This is a genomic window from Streptomyces silaceus (genome assembly GCF_001419745.1).
In the GTDB taxonomy this organism is placed as follows: domain Bacteria; phylum Actinomycetota; class Actinomycetes; order Streptomycetales; family Streptomycetaceae; genus Streptomyces; species Streptomyces silaceus.
Window position 1 is genome coordinate 1 of record NZ_LIRJ01000200.1, and the last position, 17191, is coordinate 17191.

A 17191-nucleotide genomic window follows, 5' to 3' on the forward strand; every position below is an offset into this window, starting at 1 on the left:
GGGCAGAGCAACCCCTCCGCCGTGCAGTACCACTTCGGTTCCCGCGGCGGTCTCCTCGACGCGGTGATGGCGTCGCGACAGCAGCGCACCGAACGAGTGCTCACCGCCGAGCTGGCGCGCCTCGACGACGGCGACACCGCCGGGGACCCGGCGACCGAGCTCCGCGGCCTGCTCACCGCCCTGGTGAACACCGAGGCCACCGAGCTGCGCACCGAGCGCGGGCGCCGCTGTCTGCGCGTCTCCGCCCAGCTCAGCCACGAGAGCGGCGTCCGCACCCGCACGCCGCACCCCACCATCGACGGCACCGTCTACTGGACGCTGATCGGCCGCGTCGAGAACTGTCTGGCCCCCGCGCTGCCCGAGCCGCTCCGCCTGGAACGGCTCGACCTCGCGCTCACGCTGGTCGGCGCCGCCCTGGGCGACCGCGCCCGTCAGTACCTGACGGGCACCACCCCCCTGACCGACGAGGACCTCTTCCTCGCCGATCTCGTCGAGACCACCGCGGCCCTCCTCCTCGCGCCGCGGCCCACCCCTGGAGGCACCGCATGACCCAGCACGACCTCACCGGCAAGACCGTCATCATCACCGGTGCCGCCCGCGGCCTCGGCGCGGAGGCCGCCCGCCAGGCGATCGCCGCCGGCGCCGGCGTCGTCCTCACCGACGTGCTCGACGACGAGGGCAAGGCCACCGCCGCCGAGCTCGGCGAGCGCGCCCGCTTCGCGCACCACGACGTGACGTCGGAGGAGGACTGGCAGCGCGTCGCCGACCTCGCGGTCGCCGAGTTCGGCGCCGTCCACGGCCTGGTGAACAACGCCGGGATATCCACCGGCCAGTTCCTGGAGTCGGAGTCCGTCGAGCACTTCCGCAAGGTCCTCGACATCAACCTCACCGGCGTGTTCATCGGCATGAAGACCGTCGTCCCCGCGATGAAGGAGGCGGGCGGCGGCTCGATCGTGAACATCTCCTCCGCCGCCGGTCTGATGGGCCTCGCCCTCACCGCCGGGTACGGCGCGTCGAAGTGGGGCGTCCGCGGCCTCACCAAGATCGGCGCGGTGGAGCTCGGCACGGCCCGCATCCGCGTCAACTCCGTCCACCCCGGCATGACGTACACCCCGATGACCGCCCAGGTCGGCATCGAGAAGGGCGAGGGCAAGTACCCCAACACCCCGATGGGCCGGGTCGGCGAGCCCCACGAGATCGCGGGCGCCATGATCTTCCTGCTCTCGGACGCCGCCTCCTACGTGACGGGCGCGGAGCTCGCCGTCGACGGCGGCTGGACGGCCGGCCCCACGGTCAAGTACGTCATGGGGCAGTGAGGAATCCGCCCTCCGGACAGTGCGGAACTCCCCCACCGGACGGTGGGGAACTCCCTCGCCGGGCGGTGGGGTTGGATGGTCGGCATGACGGCGAACCCCGGGCCCCTGCCCGACCCCAGCGAAGAGATGATCACGATCGTCGACGAGAACGACGAGGTGATCGGCGAGGCCCCGCGCGGTGAGGCGTACGCGCGCGGCCTGCGCCACCGGTGCACGTTCATCCTGGCGCGCGACGCCGAGGGCCGCGTCTTCGTGCACCGCCGCACCCCGACCAAGCTGGTCTTCCCTTCGCTGTACGACATGTTCGTCGGCGGAGTGGTCGGGGCCGGGGAGTCCTACGACGACGCCGCCCTGCGCGAGGCGGAGGAGGAGCTCGGCGTCCAGGGACTCCCGCGCCCCACACCGCTGTTCAAGTTCCTGTACGACGACGGCGCCGGGAAGACCTGGTGGTCCTCCCTCTACGAGGTCCGCTGCGACCTGCCCGTCGTCCCGCAGGTCGAGGAGGTCGCCTGGCACTCCTTCCTGCCGGAGGACGAGCTGGAGCGGCGGCTCGACGCGTGGGAGTGGGTCCCCGACGGGCTCGACGCCTACCACCGCCTGAAGGCCTTCCGCGCGGCCTGACCGGCCCCGACGCACCCGGCATCCGGCCCACGGCCGTTTATGGTGCGCCCGTGAGCAACTTCGTACAGAGCCTGAGGCTGTGGTTCGCGCCCGAGCGCATCCGCGAGGAGGGCGACACCCCCGACTATCGGTTCTCGCTCGCCAACGAGCGCACCTTCCTCGCCTGGCTGCGCACCGCTCTCGCGCTGATCGGCGGCGGTTTCGCCGTGGACCAGTTCCTGCCGGACCTGCGCTGGGGCTGGCGGATCGGACTCGCGCTCGCGCTGCTCGCCGCCGGCGTGCTGTGCTCGCTGCGCGCGGTGAACCACTGGGTGCGCTGCGAGCGGGCCATGCGGCGCGGCGAGGACCTCCCGGCGAGCCGCTTCCCGACCGTGCTGAGCCTGGCGGTCGCCGTGGTCGCGCTCGCCATGGTGGTGGTCGTGCTCTTCGGGTGGGAGGGGTGACGCGGCCCGCCCCGGCCGCCGGGCAGGTCCGTGACCCCGGACTCCAGCCGGAGCGCACCCGGCTGGCCTGGCGGCGCACGACGCTGTCGGCCACGGTCGCCGCCGTCCTCGCGGCCCGCGCGACGCTGTACGGCGGGCCGACCGCGGCCGGCGTCCTGGCCTGCGCCCTGTGCCTGCTGCTCTGGCTCGGCTTCCTCACCGTCGCGCACCGCAGGATGGTGGCCCTGACGGCGGCCAGGCCCGGGACGCTCACGGTCCGGTCCGCGGGGACGGCGGCGCTGTGCACGCTCGCGCTCGCGGTGTGCGCCGTCGCGATGGTGGTCTGACGCGGCGGCGCGCGTCAGGCCGTGGCGCGGATGTGGTCCGCGGCCCGTTCCGCCTCCCGCACCACCTCGGCGGTGTCGACGTCCACGAGTGAGCCGCGCGCCTTGCGCGCCCGCCCGTCGACGTACACGTGACTCACGTTCCCCGGCTGGCCGTTGAGCACGATCTGGCTGGTCCAGTCGAAGCGGGGCGCGAAGTTGAGGGTGCCCGGGTCGAGGACGACCACGTCGGCGCGCTTGCCGGGGGTGAGGGAGCCGATCCGGTCGGCCAGGTGGATGCACTCCGCCCCGCCGAGCGTCGCCATCCGCAGCACGGCCGGGATCGTCGGGTGCACCTCGGCGTCCTGGTGGAGCGCGCGCTGCAGCCCCACGGCCGCCTTCATCACGTTGAACATGTCCGAGGTGTCGTTGGTGCCGCCGTCGTGGCCGAGCCCGGCCTTCACCCCGCGCTTGCGCAGCTCGGGCAGGCGGATGATGCCGGAGGCCAGCCGCATGTTGCTCAGCGGGGAGTGCGCCACCCGCACATCGGCCCCGGCGATCTCCGCGATCTCCTCGTCGGTGAGGTGGATCGCGTGGTTCATCAGCAGGTCCGGGCCGAGCGCGTCGGCGGCGCGCAGCGACCGGATCGGCTCCTGCTCGCGGTCCCCGCGGTTCTCCAGGACGTGCGAGTTGAGCATCAGCCCGAGGTCGCGGGCGATCTCGCGCGAGCGGCGCAGCTGGTCGAGCGCGGCCATCCCGGCGTGCACGGAGACCTGGGCCGAGGCCAGCGGCAGCGGGTCGAGGAGCTCCTTCTTCACCCGGGGGACGAGATCGAGGTCGTCGGCGTCGTGCGCCATCGCGTACACGAAGCGCAGGCCGGTGCGGTCGAGCGCGCGGACGTACTGCTCGCTGGTGTCGAACGGTATGGGGTGCACCCAGTCGACGACGGTGGTGACCCCGGCCCGCAGGGCGTCGAGCGCGGCGAGGCGCACGAACCGGTGCATGTCCTCGGGGCCGATCCTCGGCAGCGTGGCGCGGTTGCAGTCGGCCAGCCAGCCGTACAGGTCCTGGCCTGCGCAGCCGCCGCGGATGCTGGACTGCCACAGGTGGTTGTGGAGGTCCACGAAGCCGGGCAGCACCAGCATGCCCGAGACGTCCACCACGCGGGCGCCGGCCGGTGCGGTCAGCCGCCGGCCCACCCCGGCGATCCTGCCGTCCCGCATCAGGACGTCGGCGCGCTCCAGCGTGCCGAGCTCGCCCTCGCCGAGGGCGGGGTCCATGGTGAGGACGAGTTCGGCGCCCCGGAGCAGGGTGGTGGGCGCGTGGTCGTGGCCGTCGGGCCGTTCGGGGCGCGGGGCGGCGGCGGCCGTGCCCATCGTCAGGGGGACGGCGCCGATTCCGGCCAGGACCGTGCGGCGGCTCGGTGGTCGGACGGTCGCGGCGGAGTTCGTGGGGGAAGTCATGTGCGGTGTTGTACCGCTGGTAACACCCGCACCACACGTCTGAATCCAGCCAACGGAAACTGCCTTCCGAAGGGCGGAACCCAGACTCCCGCAGACGGCCCGAGCGCCGGGTCAGTCCGCCCAGTCGACCGTCACCACGACCTTGCCCCGCGTGCGGCCCTCCGCGCTCAGGCGGTGGGCGTCGGCCGCCCGCTCCAGCGGGAACGTCGCGTCGACGTGGACCGTCACCACGTCCTGCTCCGCCAGCTCCGTCAGCCGTGCGAGATCGGCGGCGTCGGGACGTACGAAGCAGTAGTGGCCGCCCAGGCCGATCACCCCGCCGTCCGCGATGGACGCGAGGCGGCCGCCGGGCGCGAGCAGGTCGGCGGAGGCCTTGAGCGTGTCGCCGCCGACCGTGTCGAAGGCCGCGTCGACGCCCTCGGGCGCCAGCGCGCGGACGCGGTCGACGAGCCCCTCGCCGTAGGTGACCGGCTCGGCGCCGAGCTCCCGCAGGAAGTCGTGGTTGCGCTCGCTCGCGGTGCCGATGACGCGGGCGCCCGCGTGCCGGGCGAGCTGCACCGCGATCGAGCCGACCCCGCCCGCCGCCGCGTGCACGAGCACGACGTCGCCCTCGGTCACCGCGAGCGCCCCGGTGACGACCTGGTAGGCGGTGAGCCCGGCGAGCGGCAGGCCCGCGGCCTCCTCGAAGGTGAGGTTGCGCGGCTTGCGGGCCAGGGTGCGCACCGGGGCGGCGACGTACTCGGCGAAGGTGCCGCGCGAGAGGAAGTCCTCGCGCACGTAGCCGATGACCTCGTCGCCGACGGCGAACTCCGGCACGGAGGCGCCCGGTTGGACCACCACGCCCGAGACGTCCCAGCCGGGGATCACCGGGAAGACCGGATCGAGGATGCCGTCGAGGTACCCCTCGCGGCACTTCCAGTCGACGGGGTTCACGGCCGCGGCCCGCACCTTCACCAGGACGGAGTCGGGGCCGACCTTGGGGTCGCGCACCTCGCCGTACTCCAGGACGTCGGGGCCGCCGTAGCCGCGGTAGCTGATCGCCTTCATGGGGTCCCCTTCGGGGCGGGTCACGGAACAGCCACAAGGCTGCCATAACGCTACGAAAGGGGCATCGGGGGCTAGCCTGAGAGAGTCACCCCGCCCGGCAGCCCAGCACCCGGGAGGGTCGCCCCTCCCGGACGTCACAGAAGGTGCGCGTCATGACCACGCTCCACCACGAACACCCGGTGCACGACCACATCCACGGCCCGGCCTGCGGCCACCCCGAGGTGCCGCACGGCGACCACGTCGACTACGCGCACGACGGCCACATGCACCGTCTGCACTCCGACCACTACGACGAGTGCGAGCCGACCGGCCACACCACCCACCGGGGCCACGACCACGTGCACGGCGACGGCTGCGGGCACGACGCCGTCACCCACGGCGACCACGTCGACTACCTCCACGACGGCCACCGGCACGCGGCGCACGACGGGCACTGGGACGATCACTGAGCGATTCCGTACCTTCCCCCGCCCCGGCGCCGACTGGCAGTCCGGGGCGGGGTTTCGCGTGTACGGGGGCCGGGCGGGGCCGCGATCCCGATCACGTTCCACCAGCACTCTGGACGACATACCGACTGGTCGGCATCATAGGGATGCACACGCAGCCACCTGCCGTCCGATCAGGAGCGAAGATGAGCTCAGACCACCCGCCGGGCCTCGACCTCGACCAGTTGCGCCGCCATCTGGACCGCGAGCGGCCCGGCCTGGTCGGCGGACCGCTCACCGCCCGGCTCATCGAGGGCGGCCGCTCCAACCTCACGTACGCGGTGAGCGACGGCGCCTCCCGCTGGGTGGTGCGGCGGCCCCCGCTGGGGCACGTCCTGGCCACCGCGCACGACATGAAGCGCGAGCACCGGGTGATCGAGGCGCTGCACCCCACCGACGTGCCCGTGCCCGCGCCGGTCCTGCTGAGCGAGGCCGCCGAGGGCAACGCGGCCCTCGGGGCGCCGTTCTACGTGATGGAGTTCGTGGACGGGACGCCGTACCGCACCGCCGAACAGCTCGCACCGCTCGGCCCCGAGCGCACCAGGAACGCGGTGCTCGGCCTCGTCGACACCCTCGTCGACCTGCACGCCGTGGACCCGGTGGCGGTCGGGCTCGGCGACTTCGGGCGCCCCGACGGCTTCCTGGACCGGCAGCTGCGCCGCTGGGGCAAGCAGCTGGACGCGTCCCGCAACCGCGACCTCGCCGGCATCGACGAGCTGCACGCCGCGCTCGGCCGCGCGCTGCCCGCCTCCCCCGCGCCGGCCGTCGTCCACGGCGACTACCGCCTGGACAACGTCCTGATCGGCGAGGACGACCGGATCAAGGCCGTCCTCGACTGGGAGATGTCCACGCTCGGCGATCCGCTCACCGACCTGGGCCTCCTGGTGATGTACAGCGCGAAGCTGGAGGTGCCCGACTCCCCCGTGAGCACCACGGCGGGCGCGCCGGGCCACCCCGACCCCGCCGAGCTGATCGAGCGGTACGCCGCGCGCTCGGGGCGCGACGTGTCGGGCGTCGCCTGGTACACGGCCTTCGCGTGGTTCAAGCTCGCCGTGATCCTGGAGGGCATCCACTACCGCTACACGCTGGGCCGGACGGTCGGCGCGGGCTTCGACCGGATCGGCGAGCTGGTGCCCGTGTTCATCGAGCACGGCCTCACCACGCTCCAGGGACGACAGGAAGGCTGAGACAGCGCCATGGACTTCGCATTCGACGCCCGCACCGAAGAGCTCCGCGAGAAGCTGCTCGCCTTCATGGACGCGTACGTGTACCCGGCCGAGGCCGTCGCCGACGAGCAGCGGGCCGCGCTCGCCTCGCCGTGGGACACCCCGGCCGTGGTCGAGGAGCTGAAGGCCGAGGCCCGTCGGCAGGGCCTGTGGAACCTCTTCCTGCCGGACGCCGAGCACGGCGCCGGTCTGACCAACCTCCAGTACGCGCCGCTCGCCGAGATCACCGGCCGCTCCCCGCAGCTGGCGCCCACCGCGCTGAACTGCGCGGCGCCCGACACCGGCAACATGGAGGTGCTCGCGCAGTTCGGCAGCGACGAGCAGAAGAAGCGGTGGCTGGAGCCGCTGCTCGCCGGGGAGATCCGCTCGGCGTTCGCGATGACCGAGCCGGAGGTGGCCTCCTCCGACGCCACGAACATCACCACGCACATCGAGCGCGACGGCGACGAGTACGTCATCACGGGCCGCAAGTGGTACATCTCCGGGGCGATGAACCCCGACTGCGCGATCTTCATCGTGATGGGCAAGACCGACCCGGACGGCGCCGACATCCGCCGCCAGCAGTCGATGGTGCTCGTCCCGCGCGACACCCCGGGCCTCGAAGTCCGGCGCGCCATGCGGGTGTACGGGTACGAGGACCACTACCACGGCGGTCACGCCGAGGTCGTCTTCGACCGGGTGCGCGTGCCCGTCTCGAACCTCATCGGCGAGGAGGGCGGCGGCTTCGCCATCGCGCAGGCGCGGCTGGGTCCGGGCCGCATCCACCACTGCATGCGGCTGATCGGCATGGCCGAGCGGGCCATCGAGCTGATGTGCCGGCGGGCGGTGTCGCGCACGGCGTTCGGCAAGCCGCTCGCGCGGCAGGGCGTCGTGCAGGAGTGGATCGCGGACGCGCGGGTCGCCGTGGAGCAGCTGCGGCTGCTCGTCCTCAAGACGGCCTGGCTGATGGACACCGTCGGCAACAAGGGCGCCCACACGGAGATCCAGTCCATCAAGATCGCGACGCCGCGCGCGGTGGTCGACATCCTCGACCAGGCGGTGCAGCTGCACGGCGCGGGCGGCGTCAGCCAGGACTTCCCGCTGGCGGAGCTGTGGGCGGCGGCGCGGACGCTGCGCCTGGCGGACGGGCCCGACGAGGTGCACCAGCGCTCCCTGGCGCGGCGGGAGTTGAAGAAGTACCTCTAGTACCCCCCGTACGGCGTGTGGTCCGCGAGGGCCAGGGCCCGTACGAAGCGGCGGGCCCGCAGGAGGCAGCGGGAGAGGAGGCCGGGGGCGCGGTCGTGTGCCATGCCCCCAGCTTCCGCGCCCGTCCGGCCAGCGGTCCAACAGATCGTTTCGCTGGGTCCCATCGCTAGGATCGATGGGTGGAGATACGTCAGCTGCGCCACTTCATGGCCGTCGTCGAAGAGGGCGGCTTCACGGCCGCCGCCCGTGCCGAGCTGATCGTGCAGTCCGCGCTCAGCACCTCCGTCCGCAATCTCGAACGCGAGCTGGGCGCCGACCTGTTCGACCGCACCGGCCGTCGCGTCGTGCTCACCGAGGCCGGCCGCGCGCTGCTGCCGCAGGCCAGGGCGCTGCTCGCCGGGGCGGTCGCCGCGAAGGAGGCGGTGGCCGCGGTCGCCGGGCTCGCGACCGGGCGGGTGTCGATCGGCACGATCCAGACGCTGACCTGCGTGGACCTGCCCGCCGAACTGGCCGCGTTCCACCGGGAGTTCCCCGGCGTCCAGGTGTCCGTCAAGGACGCCACGGTGGGCGAGCTGACCGAGGCGCTGCGCGCCGGTGAGCTGGACCTCGCGTATCTCGCGCCGGACGGCCCCGGACTGCCCGACGGGCTGAGCGCGTTCGCGACGTGGCACGAGGAGCTGGTGCTCATCACGGCGCCGGGCCATCCGCTGGCCGCGGCGGGACGCACCCTGGTGCGGGACCTGGCCGACGAGGCGTTCATCGACTTCCGGGCCGGGACGGGGCTGGAGTCGGCGGTGCGCAGGCTGGCCGCGCACTGCCGTCTGGAGCGCAGGATCACCTGTGACGTCACCCAGATCCGGCTGCTCGTGGACCTGGTGCGCGCGGGCATCGGGGTCGCCTTCGTGCCCCGGCCGATCGGCGAGGAGGCGGGCCTGCCGTGCGTACGGATCCGGCAGCCCGAGCCGGGCCGGACGGTGGTCCTCGCCGGGCGCGCGCCACGGCCCCGGAACCCGGCGGCCGTGGCGCTCCTCGATCACCTCACGGGCGCAGCGCCCGCAGGAGCAGGTCGGCGAGGTGGTCGGCGACCTGACGCGGGGTGAGCGGCCCGTCGGGGCGGTACCAGGTCGAGAGGTGGTGGACGGAGCCGAAGTGGTAGTCGACCACCAGGTCCGCCGGGGTCGCCGCGGAGAAGACGCCGGACTCCTGGCCCTCCTCGATCAGCGCCCGGAACCGCTCGTGGTAGCGGCGCCGCTCGGCACGCACCTGCTTGTTCTTCTCGGGGCTGAGGTGGTGCATCGAGCGGAAGAAGATCGAGGCGTCGTCGAGGTTGTCGATGGTGGTGACCACGACGTCCGCGGCGGCGTCCCGCACCCGCTGCTCGACGGGCGCGTCGGCGTCCGCGATGGCGTCGAGCCGCTCCTGCTGGACCCGGAGCATCCGGGCGTAGACCTCGTGCAGGAGGTCGTCCTTGGACCCGAAGTAGTGGTAAAGCGCCCCCTTGGTGACGCCGGCCGCCTCCACGATCTCCTGCACCGACGTGCGGTCGTAGCCGCGGTCGGCGAAGAGCCGGGTGGCGGCGGCCAGCAACCGCTGCGGGACGGGCGTGCCGCCACCGTCCGTCGTCCTGGCCACTGCCGCCACCTGCCTTTCGTCTCACTGACTGTTCTGTGTACGGGAACGCAGTTCCCGCCGGAGGATCTTCCCACTTGTCGTCTTCGGCAGCTCCGCCAGGATCTCGACCTCGCGCGGATATTTGTACGCGGCCAGCCGTTCCTTGCAGTACGCGGCCAGCTCGCCGGGGTCCGCGGCGGCATGGGGGCGCAGGCTGACGTACGCCTTGACCGTCTCGCCGCGGTAGCTGTCGGGCACGCCGACGACGGCCGCCTCGCGCACGGCGGGGTGGGTGTAGAGCACGTCCTCGACCTCGCGCGGCCACACCTTGAAGCCGGACGCGTTGATCATGTCCTTCTTGCGGTCGACGACGTAGAGCCAGCCGTCGGTGTCCATGAAACCGATGTCGCCGGTGCGCAGTTCGCCGCCGGGGAAGGTGCCGGCGGTGGCGTCGGGCAGGTTCCAGTAGCCGGGAACCACCTGGGGGCCGCGCACGACGATCTCGCCCTGCTCCCCGAAGGGCACCTCGCGGCCTCCGTCGTCCAGGATGCGCACGACCGTCTCGGGACCCGGGACGCCGACGGCGAGCGTCCCGGAGTCCGGGTCCACCGGCGCCTCCTGCCCCGGCGGCACGGAGGCGCAGGGCGCGGTGCACTCGGTGAGGCCGTAGCCGTTGTGGAGGTAGGGCCCGAAGGCCGCGCGGAACTTCTCCACCAGGGCCGGGGGCAGCGGCGCGCCGCCCGAGGAGATCAGCGCGAAGGACTCGAAGTGCGCCCGGGTCGCCGAGGGGTGCGCGGCCAGGGCCATGAAGGCCGTGGAGGGGCCGACGGTGTAGGCGGGGCGGTGCTCGGCGAACGCGTCGAGGACGACGCCCGCCTCGAAGCGGTAGGTGAGCGCGAGGGTGCCCGCGTTGGCGAGGCACGCGGCGACCTGGGCGACCATGCCGGTGATGTGGAAGAGCGGCGCGAGCGCGAAGTAGCAGGAGCCCTCGGGTATGCCGGCCCCGGTGCGCTGGCGCTCGGCGTTGTAGGTGATGTTGCCGTGGGTGTTCATGGCGCCCTTGGGGGTGCCGCTGGTGCCCGAGGTGTAGCTGATCAGGGCCACGTCGGAGGGGCCGGGCGTGCGCTCGGCGGGGGCCGGCAGCCCCTTGCGGGCGACCGCGAGCAGGTCCTCGGCGTCGGCGGCGGGCGGCAGCCGCTCGAAGTCGAGGACGCGGGGGTCGTCGCGGCTCTGCAGGTCGAGCTGGCAGGCGGTGAGGACCACGCGGACCGGCGATCCGGCGGCCGTGTCGCGCAGATACGCCTCCCAGGCGCGGTCGGAGCAGATCAGCGCGGTGACGTCGGCGTCGGCGAGGACGTGGCCGACCTCCGCCGACTTGTACATGGGGTTCACGGGGACGACCGTGGCGCCCGCCTTCCAGGCGCCGAGGAGCGCGAGGACGAAGTGCGGGGTGTTCTGCAGGAGGATCGCGACGCGGTCGCCGCGGGCGATGCCGCGCGCGGCGAGGTGTCCCGCGACGGAGTCGGTGAGGGTGTCGGTCTCGCGGTAGCTGAGCCGCCCGTCGAAGTAGGCGAGGGCGGTGCGCCCGGGGGCGCGGGCGACGGCCGCGCGGAAGGCGTGCAGGACGGAGTCGGCGGGGGTCACGGCCGCCCGCTGGGCTTCGTTGAGCCGGCCGAGCCAGGGCTTGGCGGCGTATCCCGCGCCGCCGGTCTGCGGATCGCTCACCGCTGCGTCGCCTCCCACTTCTGCTGGATGTGGTTCATGCCGGTCAGCCACTTGTCGGGGGTGGCGGCGCGGGCCTGGTAGTACGCGTCGACCTCGGGGTGGGGCAGGATCAGGAAGCGGTCCTGCGCCATGCCCGTGAACAGCGCGTCGGCGACGTCGTCCGGTTCGATGGCGGTCGGCGCGAGCACCAGGTCGCCGGCGGAGCCGCTGGCCGTGAGCATGTCGGTGCGCACCCCCTGGGGGCACATGGCGTGCACCTTGACGCCCCGGTGGCGGTAGGTGAGGGACAGCCACTCGGCGAACGCGTACGCGCCGTGCTTGGTGACGCTGTAGGGGGCGGCGCCGATCATGGTGAGCAGCCCGGCGGCGGAGACGGTGGAGACGAAGCGGCCGCCGCCGCGCTCCAGCCAGTCGGGCAGCAGCGCGTGCGCGGCCCGCACGTGCGCCATGACGTTCACGTCCCAGGCCGCCGCCCAGACGTCCTCGGGCGCGGCCTCGGTGCCGCCGGAGGCGAGCCCGGCGTTGGCGCAGTACACGTCGACGGTGCCGCCGAGCGCGTCGGTGGCCTGCGGCACGATCGTGGAGGCGTCGCCCGGCACGGCGATGCCGCCCACCTCGTCGGCGACGGCCTTCGCCTTGGCGCCGTCCAGGTCGTTGACGACGACGCGCGCCCCCTCGGCGGCGAAGCGGCGGGCGAGCGCGGCCCCGATCCCGCCTCCCGCACCGGTGACGACGACTCCCTTGTCCTGCAGGGTCTCCACGATCGGTCTCCTTCGACCTGCGGCTCGGCTTTGATCGCAGACTAACCAGTCGGTATGTCGTGGCGAAAGAGGGGCGTGCGGGCCGGGTTCGTTCTCCTGTCCCCCTTCGGGCACTAGCGTGCGGGGCCATGAACCTCTCCCGGCGCGGGCTGCTCGCCGCCACCGCATCGACCGCACTGGTGCCCTCCGCCACGGCCTCGGCGACGCCGCTCCCCGACGCCCCCGCCCCCGCCGGACACCGGCTGCGCACCGGCTTCGAGCGCCTGGCCGCCGACGGCTACGCGCTCCTGGACGGGCGGCGGGTCGGCGTCGTCACCAACCCGACGGGCGTGACCCGCGACGTGCGCCACGTCGTGGACGTGCTGCACGCCGACGAGCGCGTCGACGTGGTCGCGGTGTTCGGCCCCGAGCACGGCTTCCGGGGCACCGCGCAGGCGGGCGGCTCCGAGGGGCGCCACGACGATCCGGCGACCGGGCTGCCCGTGTACGACACGTACCGCAAGAGCGGCAAGGAGCTCGCGGACGTCTTCACCGCGTCGGGCGCGGACACGCTCCTCTTCGACATCCAGGACGTGGGCGCCCGCTTCTACACGTACATCTGGACGCTGTACGACTGCATGGTGGCCGCGCGGCTCGCGGGCAAGCGGCTCGTGGTCCTCGACCGGCCGAACCCGGTCTCGGGCCGGGACGCGTACGGGCCGGTCCTGGAAAGGAGGTTCGCGAGCTTCGTGGGACGCGAGCCGGTCGCCCAGGCGCACGGGATGACGGTCGCGGAGCTGGCGCTCCTGTTCAACGGGGAGTTCCTGGAGCGGCCCGTGGAGCTGGAGACCGTGCTGATGACGGGGTGGCGGCGCGCCGACTTCTTCGACGCGTCGGGGCTGCCGTGGGTGCCGCCGAGCCCGAACATGCCGACGCCCGACACCGCCCTGGTCTACGCGGGCACCTGCCTGTTCGAGGGCACGAACCTGTCGGAGGGGCGGGGCACGGCCCGGCCCTTCGAGCTGCTCGGCGCGGACGGCGTCGACCGGCGCTGGGCGACGGCGCTCGGGGAACTCGACCTGCCGGGCGTGCGCTTCAGGGAGGCGTACTTCGCCCCCGCCTTCTCCAAGTTCCAGGGCAGGACGATCGGCGGCGTCCAGCTCCATGTGCACGACCGGGAGGCGTACGACGCCGTGCGCACCGGCATCGCGCTCCTGGTGACCGCCAAGAAGGCGTGGCGCGGGTTCGCGTGGCGCTCCGACCACTGGATCGACCGGCTCACCGGGTCCGCGCGGGTGCGCACGGCGATCGACGCGGGCGCCGGCACGGACGAGGTGGTGGGCGCCTGGAGCGAGGAGCTCGCACGCTTCCGCGCGGTGCGCCGCCGGTACCTGCGCTACGCCTGAGCGACGAGGTCCGCCCGGGACAGCGGGCGCACGGGGTCAGCCCCGCACGCTCCCGTGCAGGATCCTGGCCAGCTCGCGCGGCCGGGAGAACATCGGCCAGTGGCCGGTGTCCATCTCCACGAGCCGCCAGCGCTCGCTCTTGAGCAGCTCCGCCACGTCGTCCATCGGTTCGTCGCCGTCGAGCAGGCACTTGATGTACGTCGTGGGCAGCTCGTCGAGCGGGCGGGCGAGGACGGCGGGGTCGGTGAGGGTGGCGCCGGGGTGCGGCGTCGACCCGCTCGCGAGCCGCGCGACCTGCTCGCTGTCGAGGCCCTGCCCGTCGAAGTCGGCCGCGTTCAGGGGCGCCCAGTCGCCGTCGTTCTCCGCGAGCGCGGCGTCGAAGACCTCCTCGCCCTGCCACCACATCGAGGCGAACGACTCGCCCTCGACGGGGACGTTGGCGTCGACGAGGACCAGTCGGGCCAGCCGGTCGCCGATCCGCCCGGCGGCCTGGCCGACCGGGATGCCCGAGTAGCTGTGTCCGACCAGGACGACGTCACGCAGGTCGAGCCGCTCGACCTCGTCGACGACGTCCCGTACGTGTGTCTGTGGTCCGGCCGGCACGTCCTGTTTGTCGGCGAGCCCGGAGAGGGTCAGGGGGTGGACGCCGTGTCCGGCCGCCCGCAGCTCCCCCGCCACCTCCTCCCATGCCCACGCACCCAGCCACGCCCCTGCCACCAGTACGAATTGCGCCATGGCGCAGAACGTACACGCCCGAGCCGTGGTGGGGCAGACCCCACCGCTCAGGTGGGTGCCTCCTCCATGACCACCCGGGTGCCTGCTCCATGGCCCCGCACCCGCCCGCCACGAGATCGTGATCTTCAGGACGACACAGGAGATCCGAGGAGGTCCGACATGACACGGGTGACGCGCCGCGGGGTCCCGCTGCTGCTGGTCACGGCGGCCGGGGCGGGGGCGCTGCTGGCTCCCCAGGCCGCGCGGGCGGCGCCGCGCCCCGCGGAGCCGGTCGCGGCGATCGAGCGCGCGGCCCACCCGCTGCGCTCCACCGACCCGAGCGGCACCACCAGGGATCTCGGGCCGCTCGGCAGGATGGTGGGCGACGCCTCGGTGGTGGGGCTGGGCGAGGCGACGCACGGCTCGCACGAGTTCTTCACGATGAAGGAGCGGGTGTTCCGGCACCTCGTGGAGAAGAAGGGGTTCACCACCTTCGCGCAGGAGATGAGCTGGACGACCGGGCTGCGCTTCGACGCCTATGTGCGGGGCGGCCGGGGCGACGCGCGCGAGCTGGTCCACCGCGAGCTGGCGAAGACGCCGTGGGACACCGAGGAGTATGTCCATCTGCTGCGCTGGATGCGGGCGTACAACGACAAGCACCCCGAGCGCCCGCTGCGCTTCATGGGCAACGACCTCAACTACCCCGAGCAGGGGACGGAGTTGTTCGACGGGGTACGCGCGTACGTGCGCGCCCACGAGCCGGATCTGCTGAAGCGGATCGACGGGCTGTACGCGCCGCTGCGGCGCGTGACGGACGGCGACACCTACATGGCGCTGCCCCGCGCCGAGCGCAGGGCGCTGGCGAAGAAGGCGTGGGCGGCGCACGACCTGCTGAAGGAGCGCCGGACGGGCCGCGACGACAAGGCGTTCGCGCTGGCGCTGCACCACGCGCTGTCCGTCGCGCAGACCGGGGACATGTACGCCTTCCCCCTCGACACCGACGAGGGCAAGAAGGACGCCATGCTCTACCGCGACCGCATCATGGCGGAGAACACCGCGTGGTGGCAGCGGTACACCGGCGGCAAGGTGTTCCTGTCGGCGCACAACGCCCATGTCGCGTACGAGTCCTACGACCCGCGCTATCCGAAGATGCAGGGCGCCTTCCTGCGCGACCGGCTCGGCAAGCGGTACGCGAGCATCGGGTTCACCTTCAACGAGGGCTCGTTCATGGCGCAGGGCGCCGACGACGAGAAGTGGAAGCCGATCACGCTGGGCCCGGCCACGCGCGGCATGAACGAGCACACGCTCGACAAGGTGCGCTTCGACGACTACTACGTGGACCTGCGGAAGCTGCCCGACGCCACCAGGAAGTGGCTGGACACGGCGCGCGAGACCCGCAGCATCGGCTCGGGGTGGCCCGACGGCCCGTACGAGGTCCGTCTCGCGCCGTCGCACGACGTCCTCATCCATCTCCACGACGTCACCGCGGCCCACCGACAGTCTCAGTGAACGAGACGGCGCATTCCGGCTATTGACTGGCCCCTCCCTCCGCCATGAGAGTGCCGGTCGTGCACAGCGAAGCGACAGCAAGAGAGAAACAGCAGGTCCAGGACGCGGACGGCAGCCCCGAGAGCCTGCGCAGGGTGGCCGTGGCCTCCTTCATCGGGACGGCCATCGAGTTCTACGACTTCTACATCTACGGCACGGCGGCGGCCCTCGTCCTGAACGAGGCGTTCTTCCCGACGCTCGACCCGGTCAACGCCACGCTCGCGTCGTTCTCCACCTACGCGGTGGCGTTCGCGGCGCGGCCCATCGGCTCGGTGATCTTCGGGCACTTCGGCGACCGGGTGGGGCGCAAGTCCGTGCTCGTGGCCTCGCTGCTCCTGATGGGTCTCTCCACCGCCCTCGTCGGCCTGCTGCCCGGCTATGGCACCTGGGGCATCTGGGCGCCGCTGCTGCTGATCCTGCTCCGCTTCCTCCAGGGCATCGGGCTCGGCGGCGAGTGGGGCGGGGCGGCGCTGCTCGCGGTGGAGCACGCGCCGAAGAAGAAGCGCGGGCTGTACGCCGCCTTCCCCCAACTCGGCCCGTCCGTGGGGTTCTTCGCGGCGACCGGCGTCTTCTGGCTCCTCTCCTCCGCGCTCTCCGACGACGCGTTCCGCTCCTGGGGCTGGCGCGTGCCGTTCCTGCTCTCGTTCCTGCTGGTCGGCGTCGGCCTGTTCGTGCGGCTGCGGATCAGCGAGACCCCGGTGTTCGCCAAGGTGATGGAGGCGCAGGAGGCGAGCAAGGTCCCCACGCTCGACGTGCTGCGCCGCCATCCGCGCGAACTGCTGCTCGGCGCGGGCGGCATGGTCGTCGCGTACGGCCTCTTCTACACGGCCACGACCTACTGCCTCGCCTACGCCACCGGCACCCTGCACATCTCCCGCAACACCATGCTGGGTCTGTCACTGGTGGCCTGTCTCTTCCTCGCGGCGGGCACCTGGCTCGCCGCGACGCGCTCCGACGGGAACGGGCGGCGCAGGCTCGTCCTCGTGGGCGCGGGCCTCGCGGTGGTGTGGGGCCTCGTGCTCTTCCCGCTCCTGGACACCGAGCAGCCGGTGCTCGTCGCCCTCGCGATCGGCGGCGCGCTGTTCTGCATGGGGGTCGTCTACGGCCCGATGGGCGCGTATCTGCCGGAGCTGTTCTCCACGAACGTGCGCTACTCGGGCGCCTCGCTCGCCTACAACCTCGGCGGTGTGCTGGGCGGCGCGGTCTCGCCGCTGGTGGCGACCCGGCTGCAGTCGGCGTTCGGCTCGTCGTCGGTGGGCTGGTACGTGAGCGCGATGGCGGTCGTGTCGCTGGTGTGCGTCCTCGCCCTGCCGGAGACCCGGGACCGGGAACTGGCCTGAACCGTGCGGGAACCCGCAC

At 72.9% G+C, this 17191-nt stretch carries 18 protein-coding genes; 12 read left to right on the plus strand and 6 right to left on the minus strand.

Annotated features, from left to right (window positions below; genetic code table 11):
• From AOK22_RS19695 to AOK22_RS19715, 5 genes are all read left to right on the plus strand, one after another.
• A partial coding sequence (locus AOK22_RS19695) for a hypothetical protein (RefSeq protein WP_055700002.1) occupies positions 1 to 549 on the plus strand: 549 nt, incomplete at its 5' end.
• Positions 546 to 1316, plus strand: coding sequence for a glucose 1-dehydrogenase (locus AOK22_RS19700; protein WP_055700003.1), 771 nt, complete (start codon positions 546 to 548; stop codon positions 1314 to 1316). The genes AOK22_RS19695 and AOK22_RS19700, both read left to right, overlap by 4 nt.
• 84 nt (positions 1317 to 1400) lie before the next feature.
• The gene (locus AOK22_RS19705) at positions 1401 to 1937 is read left to right on the plus strand and encodes an NUDIX hydrolase (protein ID WP_079036690.1); all 537 of its coding nucleotides are present in this window, start codon (positions 1401 to 1403) and stop codon (positions 1935 to 1937) included.
• A 50-nt stretch (positions 1938 to 1987) separates the two neighbouring features.
• The gene (locus tag AOK22_RS19710; RefSeq protein ID WP_055700005.1) at positions 1988 to 2380 is read left to right on the plus strand and encodes a YidH family protein; all 393 of its coding nucleotides are present in this window, start codon (positions 1988 to 1990) and stop codon (positions 2378 to 2380) included.
• Positions 2377 to 2706 (plus strand): DUF202 domain-containing protein, encoded by a 330-nt coding sequence (locus AOK22_RS19715; protein ID WP_055700006.1) that lies wholly within the window; start codon positions 2377 to 2379, stop codon positions 2704 to 2706. Before AOK22_RS19710 ends, AOK22_RS19715 begins: the two co-directional genes overlap by 4 nt.
• A 14-nt stretch (positions 2707 to 2720) precedes the next feature.
• On the opposite strand, the gene AOK22_RS19720 is transcribed toward AOK22_RS19715, so the two are convergent.
• Together AOK22_RS19720 and AOK22_RS19725 are read right to left on the minus strand one after the other, a co-directional pair.
• Positions 2721 to 4145: an amidohydrolase family protein gene (locus AOK22_RS19720; protein WP_055700007.1), complete on the minus strand. Its 1425-nt coding sequence runs from the start codon at positions 4143 to 4145 to the stop codon at positions 2721 to 2723.
• 111 nt (positions 4146 to 4256) lie between these two features.
• Entirely contained in the window at positions 4257 to 5192 is a 936-nt protein-coding gene (locus tag AOK22_RS19725; RefSeq protein WP_055700008.1) for an NADP-dependent oxidoreductase, read from the minus strand.
• 152 nt (positions 5193 to 5344) lie between these two features.
• Between AOK22_RS19725 and AOK22_RS19730 the strand changes: the two genes are divergently transcribed.
• From AOK22_RS19730 to AOK22_RS19745, 4 genes are all read left to right on the plus strand, one after another.
• The gene (locus tag AOK22_RS19730; protein ID WP_055700009.1) at positions 5345 to 5641 is read left to right on the plus strand and encodes a hypothetical protein; all 297 of its coding nucleotides are present in this window, start codon (positions 5345 to 5347) and stop codon (positions 5639 to 5641) included.
• A gap of 182 nt (positions 5642 to 5823) precedes the next feature.
• A complete protein-coding gene (locus AOK22_RS19735; RefSeq protein WP_055700010.1) occupies positions 5824 to 6864 on the plus strand; it encodes a phosphotransferase family protein in 1041 nt (346 codons plus the stop codon).
• A gap of 9 nt (positions 6865 to 6873) precedes the next feature.
• Positions 6874 to 8088: an acyl-CoA dehydrogenase family protein gene (locus AOK22_RS19740; protein WP_055700011.1), complete on the plus strand. Its 1215-nt coding sequence runs from the start codon at positions 6874 to 6876 to the stop codon at positions 8086 to 8088.
• Positions 8089 to 8267: 179 nt separating this feature from the next.
• Positions 8268 to 9188: a LysR family transcriptional regulator gene (locus AOK22_RS19745; protein WP_055700012.1), complete on the plus strand. Its 921-nt coding sequence runs from the start codon at positions 8268 to 8270 to the stop codon at positions 9186 to 9188.
• Here AOK22_RS19745 and AOK22_RS19750 read toward each other — a convergent pair.
• From AOK22_RS19750 to AOK22_RS19760, 3 genes are read right to left on the minus strand one after another with little or no spacing between them, the layout of a single operon-like run.
• A complete protein-coding gene (locus tag AOK22_RS19750) occupies positions 9127 to 9720 on the minus strand; it encodes a TetR/AcrR family transcriptional regulator (protein ID WP_055700013.1) in 594 nt (197 codons plus the stop codon). The genes AOK22_RS19745 and AOK22_RS19750 overlap by 62 nt on opposite strands.
• A 21-nt stretch (positions 9721 to 9741) precedes the next feature.
• On the minus strand, positions 9742 to 11424 hold the full coding sequence (locus tag AOK22_RS19755; RefSeq protein ID WP_107101980.1) for a class I adenylate-forming enzyme family protein: 1683 nt from the start codon (positions 11422 to 11424) through the stop codon (positions 9742 to 9744).
• Positions 11421 to 12188 (minus strand): SDR family oxidoreductase, encoded by a 768-nt coding sequence (locus tag AOK22_RS19760; RefSeq protein WP_055700032.1) that lies wholly within the window; start codon positions 12186 to 12188, stop codon positions 11421 to 11423. The genes AOK22_RS19755 and AOK22_RS19760 overlap by 4 nt, the downstream gene beginning before the upstream one ends.
• 125 nt (positions 12189 to 12313) lie before the next feature.
• Between AOK22_RS19760 and AOK22_RS19765 the strand changes: the two genes are divergently transcribed.
• The gene (locus AOK22_RS19765; RefSeq protein ID WP_055700015.1) at positions 12314 to 13570 is read left to right on the plus strand and encodes an exo-beta-N-acetylmuramidase NamZ family protein; all 1257 of its coding nucleotides are present in this window, start codon (positions 12314 to 12316) and stop codon (positions 13568 to 13570) included.
• Positions 13571 to 13606: 36 nt separating this feature from the next.
• Here the strand turns inward: AOK22_RS19765 and AOK22_RS19770 are convergent, their stop codons facing one another.
• On the minus strand, positions 13607 to 14305 hold the full coding sequence (locus AOK22_RS19770) for an alpha/beta fold hydrolase (protein ID WP_055700016.1): 699 nt from the start codon (positions 14303 to 14305) through the stop codon (positions 13607 to 13609).
• A 159-nt stretch (positions 14306 to 14464) separates the two neighbouring features.
• Here AOK22_RS19770 and AOK22_RS19775 point away from each other — a divergent pair, with 159 nt between their 5' ends.
• Together AOK22_RS19775 and AOK22_RS19780 are read left to right on the plus strand one after the other, a co-directional pair.
• Complete coding sequence (locus AOK22_RS19775) at positions 14465 to 15793, plus strand: erythromycin esterase family protein (RefSeq protein WP_055700017.1); 1329 nt, start codon at positions 14465 to 14467, stop codon at positions 15791 to 15793.
• A gap of 44 nt (positions 15794 to 15837) precedes the next feature.
• A complete protein-coding gene (locus AOK22_RS19780; protein ID WP_425264046.1) occupies positions 15838 to 17172 on the plus strand; it encodes an MFS transporter in 1335 nt (444 codons plus the stop codon).
• Positions 17173 to 17191: the final 19 nt, after the last annotated feature.